The sequence below is a fragment of the Enterococcus termitis genome, assembly GCF_001730305.1.
Taxonomy (GTDB): Bacteria; Bacillota; Bacilli; order Lactobacillales; family Enterococcaceae; genus Enterococcus_L; species Enterococcus_L termitis.
The window spans coordinates 1-18,583 of the sequence record NZ_MIJY01000017.1; the positions used below are offsets into that span (position 1 = coordinate 1).

Here is an 18,583-nt window from a genome sequence, read left to right on the forward strand (position 1 = left end):
TAAAAGAAAAATTGACTGGTATGAGTCCGGTTCAATACCGAATTCATACCAGCCAATTAGCTGGGTAATCTACGTACAACTTTTAGGGCGCACCTCATTCTGTCCCAGCCTCTGCGTAACTTAAATACCCATAATTTCCTTTACAACTATTATAACTGTGATAATTTTTCGCCTAACTTACCACCAGGATGAAACAAATGAAATTGTTCCTCCCCAAAACCTTTTAACTCAGCAAGTGTAAGTGCTAATGCATCCCCATAGGAAAGCACAACCGTTGAACTATTAGAAGGCGCTAAATTCAGTGAGTCCGCTTCTAATTCTACGTACAATTCAATTGCAACATCTGCAAATCTTGCTAAGGTAGAATTTTCACTCCCTGTAATTGCAATTGTCGCACAGCCAATGACCTCAATTGACGGCAAAAGCGCACAGACCTCATTTGTTTCCCCGCTATTTGATAAAAAGATCATTGTATCTTCTTTTGAAATCATTCCTAGATCTCCATGAACGCCTTCAGTAGCGTGAACAAAAAATGCAGGCGTTCCTGTACTCGAAAACGTTGCAGCTAATTTTCTTCCGATATGACCAGATTTGCCCACTCCAGTAAAAACTACTTTGCCTTTGCTTTTAAGTAATAACTCAATCGCAGAAACAGAAGAATCACTGATTGTCTGCCTTACCTTAGCAATAGAACGTTCTTCAGCCTTCATAATTCGATTAATTGAGCACGTGATCTTATCCATGATTCTCCCCTCGCTTTTTTTGCGCTTTTATATATTCTACTGTAATTTTTAATCGGTTTAAGCCATCAATCAACTTGATATCTGAACAGGCTATGTTTAATCGTAGAAAATTTTCTCCAGTTTGACCATATGTTCTACCAGACATGATTCCTACTTTACCAATAGTGATTAACAAAGTTTGAAGCTTCTCACTGCTTATTTTTAACTCTGAACAATCAAGCCAGGCAAAATAGCAGCCTTCCGGTTTAATTAGTTTGATTTCTGGAATGTTTGCTTTAAGAAAATGAGTAACAATCTCTAAATTCCGTTTGATATGATCTAATAGTTCTGATAGCCATTCATTGCCAATTTGATAGGCTTTTATCGTCGCAAGTACATTTAATACTGCAGGTGAATTGACAAAATCGCGGTATCGCGTGATTACTTGAAAACTTTTGCGCAGCTGCTCATTTGGTATAATCACATAGGAACCTGTTAATGCAGGCACGTTAAAACTCTTAGAAATCGAGCTTAAAAGTATGATATTGTGCTGATAATTTTTTGCTTTTAGGAGAGGATAAAATGTTCCTTCCAGGATAATATCCATATGAATGTCATCGGATATGATATAGCAGTTATTTTTTTTCCCGATTTCTATTATTTTGATAAGTTCCCACTCTTGCCAAACTCTTCCTACAGGATTATGCGGATTACAAAGTAAAATGATCTTAGCTTGCCGGCATTTCTCTTCAAAATCAGACCAGTCGATCGTATATTGTTGATTTTCCAATATCAAATTCGAACATAGTACTTTTCGTCTATTCATCGTTATACAGTCAAAAAATGCGTTGTAAGCGGGTGTGAATAGTAGAATTTCATCTTGCTCCTGACTTAATAGCTCAATACATTTACTTAAGCTATACATGACACTTGGACTATAGGATAGCCATTCTGGTTCAATCTCCACTTCAAAACGTTGTCTGTACCAGTGTGTGATCGCTTCTAGATATTCTGGATGGTTCCAACGGCTATAGCCTAAAATCGGATGCTCCAGCCGTTTTTTCATGATAGTCACCAATTCATTAGGAATGGCTAAATCCATATCTGAAATGCTGAAAGGTAGAATATTAGATGCCCCAAAACGATCTGCCATAAAATCCCATTGCGTAGAGTATGTTCCCATACGATCAATCGGCTCGTTAAAATTAATCATTCTGTTCACCACCAAGGATAACATCCATTTCCTTACGTAAATCATACACTTTCGTTCCAATGATGACCTGCATCGTGTGCTCATCTAATTTGACTACCGCTATCCCGCCAGCACGTTTGATTGCTTGTTCATCTGTTTGGTCCATATTGGCAACAATCAATCTTAGACGAGTCACACAGTTGTCTAGTGATACAATATTTTCTTTACCGCCTAGTGCTGCAATCATTTCTTTTCCTTGAGAATAAGCGGTATTTGTTTCACCTTCAGTTGATAGCATCGTTTCTTGTGCTTCAATTGTTACTGGTTCTTCTCTGCCTGGTGTCATAATATTGAATTTTTGAATTGCCCACTTAAATACAAAATAATAAATGAAGAAATAAGCAATCATGACTAAAACAGCAATCGGCCAGCCGGTTCTTGTTCCTCTCAGTACGCCAAAACTTAGAAATTGAATTAAATCACCTGTAAAGCCCATGCGAACACCTAGATAAGGTAAAACCATATTCGCTAAACCATTCATCACCGCATGGAAGCCAAACAATGCTGGACTTACAAATAAAAAGAGGAATTCGATTGGTTCGCTGACACCGCCAATGATAACAGTTAACACTCCAGCTATGAGCAACCCTTGAATAGACTTTCTATTTTCTTTCTTAGCACATTGATACATCGCTAAGCTTGCACCAGCTAAGCCATATTGGATCATCAATTTTCCCTGCTCCATCTTTCCTGCCAAAGCCAATGGAATCACTTGGTTTTCCTTTACATAAGCCATAAACATATTCAATGTGCCAAAATATTCCTCTCCTCCGATCATTGCGGAACCTCCAATAGGCGTAAATCTAAAGGTTGATGTGACTAAATGATTAAGTCCAAAAGGAATCGTCACTCTTTCAGCAACAGCATACAAGAAATAGCCAACTGGCCCAGAACTTGAAATCCATCTTCCCAAAGTCATAAACATATTGAAGAACGGCGGCCAAATGAAGGGCATCAGTAAACCGACGCCAACCATTACTATCAGTGATAGGATCGGAACTAGACGCGGTCCACTATAAAAGCCTAATGACTCAGGAATACGAATCGCTACTATTTTTGGATAAAGTAGATAGATGATCGTTCCAGCAATGATCCCGCCTAAAACACTAGTGTTATAGCTTTGAATACCAAGTACCATCGCCTGTCCACTTGTTGCCATCTCTTCTGCTGGAACCAACAAATTATTTGTACTCAAATAGAAATTTGTACCTAAATGCATTCCCATAAAACCTACCAGCCCAGCAAACGCGCCATAGCTTTTAGCTTCCTTATCTTTTAACATACCCATTGGAATACTCATCGCAAACAATACCGGTAGATTTACAAAAGCAAACGCGCCAATTTCCACAAGTAAGCTAACAATCAGATTCAACGCAGCCGTCTCTTTGACAAGAGTCAATTCACTTAAACCAGAACCTAAACCTAGCAACATACCGCAAACACTTAGCAACGCAATCGGATACATAAATGAGCGACCCATACTTTGAATAAAGCCCCATACTTTTTTCTTTCCCATAGTAATCGCCTCCGTTATTTTTTTATTTTAACGGTTTCGCCTGATTTAACAGTTACAATCCGAATTTTTTAATACAACATGTTCCTAATTATTTCTATTCTTCTATTTCTTTCTCAAAAATGATTCGAGCCTTTTTCGATTACTTTATTCACATGGATCGATAAATAGAACTTTTCTTCAGTCGTCAATTTATACTTGTAATTGGTTACTAAAAAGTGACAGATTTCATTAATCGTTTCTTCTAAACTTGGGTTTTCTTTTAGGAAAAATTCATACGTACTATTAGATGTTTTTTCAATAAATTGCTCTTGTTTGTTTAATCGTTGAACTAAAAATTTAAGGTGTGTCACTAATCGATTATATTGAGTAGAGGGCTTTTCAAGGCGATAATGATGATTTTTTTCAATGATTTCAATAATTTCTGCAACTACTTCACTTGTTTGTACAGCCTCAGCTGAATTAATATTTTCGCCGGAATTCAATATATGAAGTGCAATATAACCAATTTCATCTCTTGGTAACACCAAATTCAATCGCTCTTTTATCAAACCTATTGCCCATTCACCAATCAAAAATTCCTTTTCGTACAATGCTTGAATTTCTTCCAACAATAGGTTTGGTACGACCAAATGATTTTGTTGCCGTTGTAAGGCTGACATAATATGATCTGCTAAAACAACAACTAAAATATCACTAATTTTCTTATCAAACATATTTTCAGCGTATTCAACTATCTCTTGGGAAATTTCTAGTAATTCTGTTGGAATATTTAATAACGCATCACTTATTTGCTCCTTGTCACTTTTTACACGATATATTTTACTCTCTTTATTCAGTTTTAATTGACTGCCAATTTTACGATTGTATCCAACTCCAGGTCCTGACACGATCACTTCTTCTCCATCATCAGTTACACAAAAAGCAGCATTATTATTCAAAATTTTTATCACAAGCATTTTCATCCCCCCTCATTTATCAAAAAATAGGCAAGGCAAAATCGTTCAAAATCAAACAATTTCTGCCTTGCCTAATTTAATAGTTACAAGTTATCTTTTCTATATCATACCATGAAAGCGCTAATATTTCAAGTTTGTATAAAAGATCACAAATACAATTACTTAAAAACATAAAGAACATCCAAAAAAACTAAGCCGCGCTTTATAAGTTGCTATCCAGTTTCCCAAAATGTGAATAAACGGTAAAGACAGAAGTAACTACTACTGAACTTGGCTCTCATCAATCCCTACGAAGAATTGAAAGATCAGGTCTTCAGGAATAAATACTTCTGTTTGATCCTCCACCATAAAACTCAATTTTTTTCCTAAAATATTTATTAACCATTTCTCCGATCATTACCGGACATAGTAATTTCTTTCGCTAAATACCGAACTCGTTCCATGATTCTACGCGCTTTCAAAGGCTCTTGTTCCCCGCGTTGAGTGACCGTAAGATGTTTTTCCAAATCTTTTAAATCTAGATTTGATGAAAAAAATGTTACAAGCTGCTCCTGCATTCGATATTGCAAAATTACACTCAGCACATCATCGCGAATCCACGAGGTCATTGATTCAGCTCCAAGATCATCGATCATTAGCACTGGTGATTTCTTAACAGCGTCAAGCTTTTCACCAACTAAATCCTTTGCTATCGCTTGTTTCATTTCAACAGTAAATGTTGGGAAGTGTACGATTGTTGTGACAAATCCACGTTCAGCTAAGCTATTAGCAATAGCACCTAATAAAAATGATTTTCCTACACCAAACGTTCCTTGCAAATATAGTCCTTTATGAAACTCTTTTGGATTTGAGGTATATTCATTCAAAAATTTCATCGTTTCAGCCATTGCCGCAGCACGTCCTTGGGAAGCTGTGTCAAATCTACTCAAACTCGCTTCACGAACATCTTTCGGCATATCCATAGCCCGCACTCTTTTACGAATTTCCTCTTCTTTTTGCTTGGCAATCAAAGCTTCTGTTGGAATATAGGTGACATCGATATAATGGAAGTTCAAGGTCAGCCTCGGTTCATATCCAGGAGCAATCATTGTTGGGTCATTCAATTGATATTTTCGCTTTTCTTGAACAAATTCATACAACTTAGAGTAACTTTTTCGTATATCTTCGTCTGTTAAGCGTTCGCGATTCTCTTTAATAAATTCTTGTACATCAGAGTCTTTTAATACAACTTCGACTAATTCATTGTAACGTTCGTTCATGTCCCTCTTCTGAATGATTTTTGACATTTCTTTTCCCACATCCTCCATCATCTATCCCCTCCTTTGCTTAGGAAATCTTGAATTTCTTTATCTAGCTTCGCTTGTTCTTCTTTGGATAGCTTTTGCTCCTCCACTGGATTTTCAACCCAATCAGGTAGTGTCTCTTGACGTATCGGCCGTCCATTTTGTGAATACCGTGATTTATTTTGCGTCTGATTTTTACTCTTTTGAGCAATTTCGCGAACATGCTCTATCGCCTTCTCTGGAGAGGTGATTCCACTTTGAGCCCATTCGTTGGCAATACGATTAACATACTCTGCTTTTAACGTCGGCTGTTTTTGAATATTGTATACGTAATTAATCAAAATATTGATCACACTGTTCGGTAATCCAGATTTTGAGACGAGATATTTCACTAGAGATCGTTCTTGAGGTGTCGTATAGCCACCTTTTCCGCTTTTTAAAGCTTCCAAATAATTCAGAGGATAATTTTTTTCACTATCCATGATCATTTGAATATCCATTTCAGAAAAGCCATTCATCTTCAATGAATTATAACGATAGGTTTGTTGATCTGCATCCGATAGCTTAGCACGTTCGCTCCGAAGAACTTCGCTTTTTCTTTGTTGCTTATCTGGGTCGTATGTTCTATAAATCCCACGTTCAAAATCTTTGACATCGATTTCTCCAGAATAATAATCAAAAGACTTCGAGCAAAAATCAATCATGTCAATTTCAGTGATCCCAAATAAATTATGAAAAATGTACACTTCTTCTTTGAAGCCTTCGTGATCGTTTGGCAATTTAATTCCAAGACGCTCAATCCCTTGAACAAAATACGCCCAGTCAAAGCTTTCGTCTACGGCACTTAATTTTTTCCTCGGTCTAGCATCATTAAAAGCCGCTTCTATTTGTTGAAGCTGATCATTTTGTGCTACGATTTGCTCTTCTCTGAATAAATACACATCTTTAAAATTGGCTGATATTTCTTCATAGCCTGTTAATTGGATAAATTTAGGTTTCAAACGTTCGAAAAGTTTATCTAGTTTTCTTTGTCCCACACTGTTTAGTAAAGTCAATGTCAGTACTTCATCTTTGAAAAAACGTTCAATGGTTTCTGGATGATTGAGCCGGTATAAGAAAATCGTTCCTAACTCCGCATCACTTTTAACAAAAGTGTCCAAAAGTCCGATGCCTTCTAATTTCAGTCTGGCCTGCTGAATTTCTTTGATACTCTTATCCATCATTGTAATCAAATCAGCATGAAATAAAGACTCACTGACACCGGTATGCGCTACTTCTGATAACAAAGTCATATACAGACTAAAGGCATTTGCACCTATAATCGGCTGATACAATAGAGCTAAAATATCCTGCTCCTGATCAGACAAGGGAAAACTAACGGCTACTTGAAATATACTTTTCGGTTGGACTTCTTTCCAATTGTTCTTCAAGGAAAGACCTCCTTATTTATTGGTTGCATCATTACTAGATGACTTAGCTTTATCTACGATTCCTTGTAGTTCTTTTAGGAACACACTCATATCTTTGAATTGACGATAGACACTGGCAAATCGAATATAGGCAATCTCATCCAAATTCACTAAATCTTCCATCACATATTCGCCGATCAATGTTGTTGATACTTCATTTTCACCCAAGCTACGCACTCGATTTTCGACGTTATCAACAATTTGTTCCATCTGCTCCATCGCAACAGGGCGTTTTTCTGCTGAACGAATCAATCCTCGTAAAATTTTTTCTCGATTAAACTCTTCTCGATCGCCATTCTTTTTGATCACTAATAACGGTGCTGCTTCAATTCGTTCAAAAGTGGTAAAACGATAATTACAATTCTCACACTCTCGACGACGACGAATCGCACGACCGTCATCTGCCTGACGGCTGTCAATGACACGAGAGTTATTATGATGACATCTTGGACAACGCATAGTGTTCACCTCATTTTATATTTTACTATCTATTTTCTTAGTCTAATTTCAGTTTACTACTCGTATTATAACATGAAATGGCTGAGAAACCAGACATTAACTATTCTTCTTAACTAATTTTTTTCCTTCTTGTAAACGACATTTAATAACACTTTTCTTGCGACAGATAAAATAACAGACTGAAAAAGTCTTCTTTACTTTTTCAGTCTGCATAAAAAAACAGACATGCCTTATAATTCTATTTTGTCTCTTGTTCCCCAACCAGTATTTTTATGTGTGAGATAGCCCCATAATCGGACGGGTGATAAAATGAAAATTGCCCATAATACAGTGAAAGGAAACGCAAAGAACACGATCCATTTATCTCTTGCTGCTAGATCATTTCTAGGAATCGAAATATAGGAAAGGGAGTATACGGCGCTAAAAGCCAATGGTGCCAACAATAATATTGGGCTATCATCTAACACAAAAATCAGCCAATAAAATAGCTGCAATTTTATTACAATCATTGAAGCAAATGTTGCCCAGCCAAGTGCTTGTCGGAAAAAGACGAAACTATTTACCGGGAAAAAAGACAGCCGCCAAAAACCTCTAATAAAGCTTCCTCGACTCCAACGAAGATGCTGACGTACATGATGACTAACTTTATTAGGTAATTCTGTATACGAAACTGCTGTTGACTGAGCAACAGCACGACCTAATAGCAGTGCTGACATGGTCAAAAAACTATCATCTGAAAATTCCACTCTAGCTTGTCCAAATTGTTCATTTTGATAGCCTAGTTTTTTTGCTAAGGTCAATACTTCTGCTCTATAAAAGGCAATTGGTCCACTGTTGACTGCTACACTGCCAAACATAGAATTCATGGATCGTTCGATCAAAACCATATGTCCGATCACTAAAAGATCTGTAATGATCGTTAAAATATTATCAGTAATATTCCTTGTAACAATCACACCAGCAACTGAAAAAACTTGCTCATCTTCAAATGGAATGATTCCCTGCTCAATCGCATGCTCCTCAAATATAGTATCACTATCAATCGTTAAAATGATCTCATTATGAAAATCAGCAATCGTCAATGAGTCATAAGCTAATAGCTGTGCTGCTCTTTTTCCACTGTTTTTTTGAGTCAAAAATTTAAATTGAATGTCTTGCTCTTTAAAAATGGTCGTATATTTTTCGGCAAGTGTTGCATAATCAACCAACTGACTGCCATCATTAACTGCTACAAATGTATGTGGTTTGACAGTCTGCGCTAAAATGGACTGGAATGCCTTTTCAATGTTTTCTACTGGCTCATTGTAAATTGGCATCAAAATATGAACCCGTCGCTCCCTTGTCTCCTTGCTCTCATATGGTGTATAAAGAGTGCTTAATACAAGAGTAGCGATCGCCATTCCACCACTCATAGTAAAAAAAGGGGCAATTCCGCTTAAAGAATGACGTTGACCACTTCTCATTCTATATCCAAACCAAACAACCGCCAATAGTATGACTGCACTGATTGTAACGAACAGCATAGCACCACTTTTATTGAACAACGGTAGTTTTTCATGTTCTACTCGTTTTTTTGCCCAATACCCCAATTTGTATTTTCTACGTTTTGCTTTGATCCCTATTTCATGGAGTCGTTTTTTGTGTGATTGCTTGAATTTAAAGTGAATCAGTAGACTTAGAGCTAAGACAATCAAAAAGGCAAAAAGCGGTAGCTTTCCAGATAAAATAAAGCGTTCAAAAGAAGGGTCAAAAAAATGCGTAAGCTCATAAAAAATAATAAAACTGATTGAGGCAGCAGGAAATAAAAATAACATTACGGTTCCAAGTGATTCTAGTAAAAAATAAAACCTTCTTTTCATTGGAACCTCCTTTCTGACTATACAGGAAAACTATATCAGTACTGATAACTTCTCAATACCTTTAACTCTCTAAAATCAAGGGTTAATTCTCGAGGCAGATTCAACTCGACTCTGCCAAGATTTATGGATTTTCCTTCTCCACGAATAAGTAGTTCCCGTTTTATATTTTTTTTGAGAAGTGTGATATAAAGAACTGGCTGTTTTTTTCCACTCTTTAATGTATCATCAAAACGAAAAAGCTCTTTTTTGTTTACTTTTGTCAAGCCTTTTACTTCTAGTTTTGCTTGGGATTGTGGAAACTCAATATCTTTTTTTAAATAAATCTCTGTTACTTGTTTATTGGCTAAGGCTTCCATTAATTCCAGCCAAGTATAGACATCAACGTATTTCTTTTCTTTTACGATCAACTGAACCTTATCATTTTTGTTCACTTGACTCTTTGGATTTTTATTTGTGAAGCGTCCACTTAAAAAAAATGCAGACATTGATATTAGAATAATCAACGGTATAAAAACTGATTTCAAGAGCTTTTTTGATATTTTTGCTTCTAAGGATTGCCTTTTTTTACGCTTCTTTTTTCGAGAAATTTCATTCATAATATGTTCCTCTCCAACTTGAACCTTTCGACCCCTCTATTGCAAGGGAGAGCATGCGAATTATACTCTACGCCGTCGTTAGATCATAAAATAGCTGGCTGTTTTCAATGATCATCGGTTTCTTGTTCTCGTATGAATCATGATCAACTGCATAAATAACAAGATCAAATGTTTTCAACTGCTGATACTTTCCAGCTAAACTGCGGATTTCCTCCTGAGATTTATGATGATAATTGTGTAATACATCGTCAAAAGCAACGACATGGGCACCCATAGTTTTTAGTTTTTCAATCAACGTCATCACTGAGGACATTCTAATGTCAGCAACATTTTTCTTGTAGGTTACACCTAAAACTGCGATTGTCATGGACGTCATCGTCTGCTTGTTTCCCGTTACATAGTCGTTGATTTGCTGTAGATAGTAATCCAGCATTGAATCATTGATTTTTCCTGCAGTATCGATTAATGGGGTTTTTATTCCTCTCGTTTCCATCAGCCAAGTTAGATAATACGGATCAACAGGGATACAGTGACCACCTATTCCTAAATTTGGTGTAAACTTCATAAAACCAAACGGTTTTGTCGCTGCGGCTGCCAACACTTCACCTACATCAATTCTTAGATCATCAGAAATTTTTTGCAATTCATCTGCTAAAGCGATATTGACTAATCGAAAAGTATTTTCATATATTTTTGCTAATTCTGCTGTTTTTAAATCAGTCACAGCTGTCACATGACTACCAAAAAATGCTTGTGCCTGAATAAGACAGCCTTCTGAAAATCCTGCTACGATTCTTGGTATTTTAGCTTTTAAAGACTGAGTATTACCAGGATCAATACGCTCTGGCGAATAGGCAATGAATAAATCTGTACCGATTTTGTAGCCCAAAGAAGAAAATTTCTCTACAAGATATTCTTCAGTTGTCCCAGGATAGGTTGTACTTTCTAGTACAATGAGTGAGCCGATTTTCACTTTATCTATTATCAGTTTTACTGCTGCTTCAACATAACTCAAGTCAGGTATTTTGTTAGAATCGATCGGTGTTGGTACATCGATGATATAGACATCTTTATTCTTGATCATTTTTTCGTCAGCTGTAAAAATGACTCCTTTTTCCTTTAGAGTCATAATTGTTTTATCAGAAACAGTATCTATGTCACTTACTCCTTGATTTAGTAAATCAATTTTTCTTTGATCAATATCAAAACCTGTCACTTGATGCCCATTTTTTACATGATTCACCACACTTGGCAATCCGACATAACCTAAACCAATGACAACTACTTCTTTTTTCATTTTATCCTATTCTCCATCGTATTTATATTTTTTTCATTCACGTAAGATAACATAATTATATCTACTTGTCTATATATTTTTCAACCATATAGTTATTTTAATCAAACAACATAATTATCATTTTCTTTTATCAAAAGTGAATAAAATGTCTATATACGTACAAAAAAAGATGCGAAAAGTCTCTTCCGCATCTGATACTTGATAGTGAGTATTATTTTATTTAAAACTATATAAAAAAACACAAAATTATTTTCTTTATATACCTAAAAAATATTTTCAGAAATCCACTTATCTACACTCTTTTTTGTCTCTTCTACCGTTTTTTGATTATCAAAAACAATATTCGCCCGTTGTCTCTTTTGCTCGATCGGTAGTTGACTGTCAACTCGCTGTTTGGCTTCTGTACGAGTCAGATTGTCACGTTTCATCAATCTATCCAGCTGAAGTTCTTCCGGAATATAAACAACAGCAACTTGATCGACAAACGTTTCATAACCCCCTTCGTAAAGTAACGGGATATCTACGATAACTAATTTTGCCTGCTGTTGCTTCTCGTCAATTTCAGAAAGAATAGCAGCTCTTAAGAATGGCGATAATAACTGATTTAACTTGACTCTTTTCTCGTCATCTGAAAAAATAAGTGCACCCAACTTCTTCCTATTTAAAGAACCATCAGAAAGCAGCATTTCTGAACCAAATTCTGAAACGATTTCAGCTAGTCCAGGTGTACCGATTTCAACGACTTCACGTGCAATCACATCCGCATCCACTATTGGGAATCCGTGCTTTTTAAATAGATCGACGACTGTGCTTTTTCCTGTCGCAATACCACCTGTTAAGCCTAATACCATTCCCATCGTTCAGCTCATTCCTTTCAGCTTTTGACATTTTGGACAAAAATGCGTTCCTCTTTGAGCAACCTTTATTTTTTTTATCGGTGTGCCGCATCTTGGACAAGGTTGATTTGTTTGTCCATAAACATTCAATGATATTTGAAAAGTTCCCGCTTCACCTAAAGCATTTAGATAGCTTCTAATCGTTGTGCCTCCCGCTTCTACTGCACGTCCCAAAACATCGATAATGGCATGATAAAGACGTTCTGTCTCTTTTGATTTTAAGGAATCTGCTGGTTGCTCAGGATGGATTTTTGCTTCCCATAGTGCTTCATCTACATAGATATTCCCTAAGCCAGTGACAAGTCGTTGATCTAGCAGCAACGGTTTGATTGCTTTATGATGCTTTTTGAGTCCATCTCGAAAGGCACCTAACTTAAACTCTGTAGCAACCGGTTCTGGTCCTAAAGTCAAGATTCCTTTATAATTTTTGCCTTGATCCTTCTCTACAAGTACCATTCGACCAAATTTACGGACATCTAAGTAACGCAATTCTGTCCCATCGGTGAATTTGAATATCACATGTGTATGTTTGTCGCGCTTGTCATCTGTTGAATGCGTTTCATATTTTCCTTCCATTCGTAAATGCGAGATCATGTCGTAATCGGTAAATTTAAAGATCAAGTATTTTCCGCGCCGCTCCATTTTTTCAAGTCGTTGACCGACAAGTTTTAAAGCAAACAATTCTGCATCTGGTGCTTCGATGATCCTAGCCCATAAGATAGTCACATCTTTGATTGTTTTGCCCACAACTAATGTCTCCAACCCTTTTCTAACAGTTTCTACTTCTGGTAATTCAGGCATTTTTTCAACTCTCCTTAGCGGAAAAAGGCTGACGATAGTGTCGCTGAGATAGAAGATTCTTCCTAAAAAATCAAAAGCTTTACACTCTTTTCCTTTAGTTAAAACCATTCTGATCCAGCTGTTTACCCAGCCTCTTCCAAATTATATATTCTTTTTTCTATTTTGCTTCATACCATGTGTTGCCCCAACTGCTATCTGTGATTAGCGGAACGTGAAGCGCAACGGCATTTTCCATAACATCTTTGACTAACTCATTTAATCGTTCAAGCTCTGTTTCTGGTGCTTCAAAAACTAGTTCATCATGCACTTGAAGCAGCATAGTCGCCTGCATGTTTTCTGCTTTCAAACGCTGATCCATCTCGATCATCGCAATTTTTAAGATATCTGCAGCACTTCCCTGAATCGGTGTGTTGATCGCTGTTCGTTCAGCGAACGAACGTAAGTTGAAATTACGTGAATTGATATCTGGTAAATAGCGGCGACGATGATATAACGTTTCAACAAAGCCTTTATCTTTAGCATCACGGACAATATCTTCCATATATTTCTTCACACCTGGGTATTTATCGAAATACGTATCGATATATTCTTGTGCTTGTTTTCTAGTAATCCCTAGATTTTGCGACAATCCATAATCGCTGATGCCATAAACGATACCGAAGTTGACAGCTTTTGCTTGACGGCGCATATTCGGAGTCACGTCCTCAGCTTTTTCAATACCAAATACTCGCATTGCTGTACTTGAGTGAATATCCTGTCCTTCAATAAACGCTTCTTTTAAATGCTGATCATCAGAAATATGGGCTAAAACACGTAATTCAATTTGAGAATAATCTGATGAAAAAATCAACCAGTCTTTTTCTCTAGGAACAAATGCTTGACGGATCTTTCTGCCTTCTTCCAAACGAATTGGAATGTTTTGCAGATTAGGATCAACCGAGCTTAGACGTCCCGTTTGTGTCAACGTCTGAACATAACGCGTATGAATTTTATCATCCGGCTGAATCACTTTTAGTAACCCTTCGACATAGGTCGATTGGATTTTCGCAATTTGGCGATAAACTAAAATATCTTCGACGATCGGTGCCTGTTCTTTCAGCTGCTCCAACACATCTACTGCTGTAGAATAACCTGTCTTTGTCTTTTTAATAACTGGCAATCCCATTTTTTCAAATAAAATCACACCTAATTGTTTTGGTGAATTCAAATTGAATTCTTCACCAGCTTCAGTGTATATTTTTTGCTCGATTTCACGTAGCCGATCCGAAAATTCGATTCGCATTTCTTTCAATCGATTCGCATCTACTCTGATTCCTGTGATTTCCATATCCGCTAAAATCCTAGAAAGCGGCAATTCCATCTTATAAAATAGATCTGCTTGATTCTTTTCAGATAATTCATGATCTAGTTTTTCTGTTAAGAAGTGAATAGCATTTATTTTTCGTGCGAGATGGCTAAAGAACAGCTCATCATCTTCCGGCAGTCCTTTTTTAGCACCTTTACCATAGATCGCCTCATCAGATTGGATGTCACTGTAGCCATAATACTGTGCTACGCCTTCAATATCTGTACTGTTGTCATTCGTGTCCAATAGATATGCTGCAAGTAAAACATCAAATTTGATGCCTTGTGTTTTTCCCACATAACGATTGAGAGAAACATACGTACGTTTTGCATCATAAACGATTTTTTTATATTTATCCGAGGTCAGCCAGTCGATGAAAGGTTGACTTTCAAATAATTCTAAGCTATTCGTTGCATAAATCTTCTTCTTGGTTCCCCAAGCTACGCCAACGATCGGTGATGTATGATAATTATCTTCCATCATCTCCACATATAAAGCCATGTCTTCAGTAAACATATCCTCTGTAAAAGTATCTACTACATCAAAATGTACATCTTCCAAGTCAACTACTTCTTCTTCGATATCTAGTTTACTTAGAAATTGTTTAAAGTCCATTTCTTTATAAAAAGGAACCAATTTTTCTAGATCTTTTCCTTCATATTTCAACTCATCGATATTTACATCAACAGGAGAATCAACATTGATTGTTGCAAGACGTTTGGACAGAAACGCTTTTTCTTTATCATTAATCAGATTTTCTTTCATTTTACTCTTTTTCAAGCTATCTATATTCTCATACACACCTTCAACAGAGCCATATTCTTTTAGAAGTTTGATTGCTGTTTTTTCACCGATTTTCGTCACACCAGGAATGTTATCTGATGTATCTCCGGCTAAACCTTTCATATCAATGATCTGATTTGGTGTTAAGCCGTCATATTTTTCAGCCACGTGTTCTGGGGTATAAGACTCGATATCGCTCACACCTTTGATCGTGATATCTACTTTCACAGAATCTGACGCTAATTGAGTCAAATCACGATCTCCTGACAAGACAACTACATCAAACTCTTCTTTAGAAACCTTCGTTGCCAGTGTGCCAATGATATCATCAGCTTCATAATTATCAAGCTCATAATACTTTACGCCTAAACCAGTTAATAATTCACGGATATAGGGCATCTGCTCTTTAAATTCCCCTGGAGTTTTAGAACGACCAGCCTTATACTCTGGATAAAACTCTGTTCTAAATGTTGTTTTCCCAGCATCAAATGCCACTAAGACATGGGTTGGATTTTCTTTGGCCATCACGTTTTCAAACATATTATTAAACGCATAGATCGCATTTGTGTGCAACCCATTTTTATTTTTGAAACGCTCCAAAGAATTATGTAACGCAAAAAATGCTCGGAACGCTACACTATTTCCATCTACTAATAATAACTTGTTTTTTGTCATTCTTTTTTCTCCTCATCTTCAGCAAACTGGTCTTCTCCTCTATTCTAACAAAAATCCCAAAACTTTGCAGTAGGAAGAAACTAAAGTTGACTGGCAATTTTTCTGCACAAAAAAACCGCTCTGCACACTTTCAGAGCGGAACACTAGGATTTACACAAATGAAACAAATGATTAATTATGGTTACTTTGTTTCCATGTCTAAATAGTACAAGTAATTTATGAAAAATTTGTGAACGAACAGTTTCTAAAATGTAATTTTTTTTAGGCTAACTATCTTCATCATGATTTAGAAACCCTAGCTATTCTATAGTAAAAAAAGAAGCATGTTCTTTTCATTCTAACAGCAAGCTCAGAATGATTTAGATCATGCTTCTCTCGTAACTCAACTTATGGAAGCTAAAATCAGTCTCTTGACTTTAACTTTTTATTCTTTTACTCATCTAAACGCTTTTTCTTATATTCTAATCGAATGATAACCGAAAAAATCATCAAGAAAATAAGGAATAACCAAAGATTTTCAGTCGCAGTTTCCCCAGTACTTGGTAATGACGATTTTGGACTAGAGGGTAAAATACTTGAACTTACAGGTGCTTTGAAACGAATGGTTTGTTGCTCATTTGTTAAGTCAACATGTTCGGCAATCGTTTCATTTTCAGTGACTAACGTTTCTGTAAAGACAATACCGTCATTGACAAATGCCTGAGTATCCATTTGATACTCGAAAGAAAGAGTCATCTCTGATTTTTTCGCAATGAACGTATGTTGTTTTTTTAGCTCATCGATGATCATTCCATTGGATAGGCGATGACCATTGACGTTCACTGTATATGTGTGTCCGATCATCAATCCTGTAATTTTTGCAGATTCTTTAATGGTTGTTTTCTCTGCTGGTACTAAAATTTTCTCTCCATTTTCACCTTGAGCCAGTGTCGTGATTTTGGGATCGGCGAACTGAATCGTTTGCTCTTTATTCGTTAAATCATTATGTTCGGCGATCACTTCATCTTTAAAGAGTAATTTTTCTGTAAAGACGATCCCATCGCCTGCCAGTTCTTTCCCATTTAAAACAAAATCAAAAGAATAGTCCATTTTAGTATCTGTTGCTTTGAACGTTGCTTCCGCTTTTACTTTTTCATAAGGCTCACCGGTCGATAAGCGATATCCTTGAACAACAACTTTATACTCATCACCAATAATTAAATCGGTAAAAACTGCTGTCTCTTTGATTGGTACTTTCAATAGTGGATCAAATTTCTGTTGCTTCTGTTTTCCATGTGCTTTTGTTGTAATTTGAGGATCTGAAAAAAGAACGGTTTGGTCTTTATTCGTCAGATCTTCATGACTTGCCAGCTCTTCACTTTCATAAAACAGTTTCTCTGTAAAGACGATGCCATCTCCTTGGAGTTCTTTTCCATCTAAAATAAATTCAAAGGGCAACTCCATTGTCGGATCTGTTGCAATAAATGTTTTTGTTGCCATTGCGTTTTCATAAGGTGTGCTATCACTTAATTTATAAGCCTGGACCGTTGTTGTATATTTATGTCCTACAACAAGATCGGTTAATGTAGCCGTTTCTTGAACAGGAACTTTGGCTAAAGGATTAAAGTGTTGTCTTCCTTCTTCGTCTTGCGCTTTAGTCGTTATTTGAGGATCATTGATTTTGATCGTTTGCCCTTCATCGGTTATATCTTCATGTTTTGCTACTTCTTTTTTGCTAACGGTATCATAGATATATTCGTAAAAGACAAGTTTTTTTCCTCGATATTTTATTCCGTCTACATTTGCTTTGATTACTTGGAATCCTTCATACGCTGGGGGAATAAATGAACCTTCCACTATTTCTAGCACTTCACCTGTTTCTTGATCCACGATTTTAGCCGTATACTGGTAGATCCGGCCTGCAAAAAGCCATTTATAATGAATGGTGTCTTCCAATTCAACTTCCTTCGTTGGATCAACAAATTTTTCGCCATTTTTACCAGTAGCAGTCGTGTTGAGTAATGGCGGATTAGGCTCATTATCTACGATGATTTCTAATAATTGACCATCCTTTTCTGAAGTCACTTTAAAATCATACTCTGTAGTATTAGGCAAAAAGCCATGCAACGGTTCTATTTCAATAAAGCGATAACCATCTCTGTTATATTTGAGCTGTTCAATGTTTATTTCACCATTGCTATCTGTTTTATATTCTCCAATCAATGTTTTCGTTACACCAGTTAATTTATATAACGCAAAAGGAACATCTTTCAGAGGTCTGTTGGCATCTTTTTCGCGTTTAACTAGCTTGATTGGTTGTTGTGCCCACCGATTAGTGAATGAACGAGTAATCGTCTGTCCAGGTTCGATCGTAACCGTTTGAGGAGTATTCTCAATCACACGTCCTTCTGGCGCACGAATTTCAGTAATGGTTATCGTTGTTCCCATTAGAATATTATCAAGCTTAACCAGACCATCCGCACCAGTGGTACGCTCTTCCACAATGCCATTATAATCAAATTTAAAAACAGCCCCCGCAAGCGGATTGCCTTCCTCATCTAGTTTTTGTGCTGCAGCAGCCCCAGTTTTAACGACATTGATGGTGCGACACGTTTCACTATAAGTGTATAACACGAAAAGTGAGGACTTACTGAAGGTTAGTAGGTTACAACTAATGATTTGACAGTTGGAATGA

14 protein-coding genes are annotated in these 18,583 nt (G+C 36.6%); all 14 read right to left on the minus strand.

Annotation, left to right across the window (positions count from 1 at the left end):
- Window positions 1-149: 149 nt before the first annotated feature.
- Window positions 150-746 (minus strand): KpsF/GutQ family sugar-phosphate isomerase, encoded by a 597-nt coding sequence (locus BCR25_RS10010; protein ID WP_379975128.1) that lies wholly within the window; start codon window positions 744-746, stop codon window positions 150-152.
- The gene (locus BCR25_RS10015; protein WP_069663481.1) at window positions 736-1,935 is read right to left on the minus strand and encodes a MalY/PatB family protein; all 1,200 of its coding nucleotides are present in this window, start codon (window positions 1,933-1,935) and stop codon (window positions 736-738) included. The genes BCR25_RS10010 and BCR25_RS10015 overlap by 11 nt, the downstream gene beginning before the upstream one ends.
- Window positions 1,928-3,490, minus strand: a complete 1,563-nt coding sequence (locus BCR25_RS10020) for a PTS transporter subunit EIIC (protein WP_069663482.1) — start codon at window positions 3,488-3,490, stop codon at window positions 1,928-1,930. The genes BCR25_RS10015 and BCR25_RS10020 overlap by 8 nt, the downstream gene beginning before the upstream one ends.
- 113 nt (window positions 3,491-3,603) lie before the next feature.
- Window positions 3,604-4,446: a PRD domain-containing protein gene (locus tag BCR25_RS10025; RefSeq protein WP_069663483.1), complete on the minus strand. Its 843-nt coding sequence runs from the start codon at window positions 4,444-4,446 to the stop codon at window positions 3,604-3,606.
- Window positions 4,447-4,823: 377 nt separating this feature from the next.
- A complete protein-coding gene (gene dnaI / locus BCR25_RS10030; RefSeq protein WP_069663493.1) occupies window positions 4,824-5,753 on the minus strand; it encodes a primosomal protein DnaI in 930 nt (309 codons plus the stop codon).
- Window positions 5,753-7,159 (minus strand): replication initiation and membrane attachment family protein, encoded by a 1,407-nt coding sequence (locus BCR25_RS10035; protein WP_069663484.1) that lies wholly within the window; start codon window positions 7,157-7,159, stop codon window positions 5,753-5,755. The genes dnaI and BCR25_RS10035 overlap by 1 nt, the downstream gene beginning before the upstream one ends.
- Before the next feature lie 12 nt (window positions 7,160-7,171).
- Window positions 7,172-7,657 carry a transcriptional regulator NrdR gene (gene nrdR, locus BCR25_RS10040; protein ID WP_069663485.1) on the minus strand — a complete coding sequence of 162 codons (486 nt, stop codon included), beginning with the start codon at window positions 7,655-7,657 and terminating at the stop codon, window positions 7,172-7,174.
- A 230-nt stretch (window positions 7,658-7,887) separates the two neighbouring features.
- On the minus strand, window positions 7,888-9,516 hold the full coding sequence (locus BCR25_RS10045) for a glycosyltransferase (RefSeq protein WP_069663486.1): 1,629 nt from the start codon (window positions 9,514-9,516) through the stop codon (window positions 7,888-7,890).
- Window positions 9,517-9,551: 35 nt separating this feature from the next.
- Window positions 9,552-10,112, minus strand: coding sequence for a pectate lyase-like adhesive domain-containing protein (locus BCR25_RS10050; RefSeq protein ID WP_069663487.1), 561 nt, complete (start codon window positions 10,110-10,112; stop codon window positions 9,552-9,554).
- 67 nt (window positions 10,113-10,179) lie between these two features.
- Window positions 10,180-11,409, minus strand: a complete 1,230-nt coding sequence (locus BCR25_RS10055) for a nucleotide sugar dehydrogenase (RefSeq protein ID WP_069663488.1) — start codon at window positions 11,407-11,409, stop codon at window positions 10,180-10,182.
- A 263-nt stretch (window positions 11,410-11,672) separates the two neighbouring features.
- Window positions 11,673-12,266: a dephospho-CoA kinase gene (coaE, locus tag BCR25_RS10060; protein WP_069663489.1), complete on the minus strand. Its 594-nt coding sequence runs from the start codon at window positions 12,264-12,266 to the stop codon at window positions 11,673-11,675.
- Window positions 12,267-12,269: 3 nt separating this feature from the next.
- Entirely contained in the window at window positions 12,270-13,106 is an 837-nt protein-coding gene (gene mutM / locus BCR25_RS10065) for a DNA-formamidopyrimidine glycosylase (RefSeq protein WP_069663490.1), read from the minus strand.
- A 157-nt stretch (window positions 13,107-13,263) separates the two neighbouring features.
- Window positions 13,264-15,909: a DNA polymerase I gene (gene polA / locus BCR25_RS10070; RefSeq protein WP_069663491.1), complete on the minus strand. Its 2,646-nt coding sequence runs from the start codon at window positions 15,907-15,909 to the stop codon at window positions 13,264-13,266.
- 432 nt (window positions 15,910-16,341) lie between these two features.
- A partial coding sequence (locus BCR25_RS10075) for a VaFE repeat-containing surface-anchored protein (RefSeq protein ID WP_169819009.1) occupies window positions 16,342-18,583 on the minus strand: 2,242 nt, incomplete at its 5' end.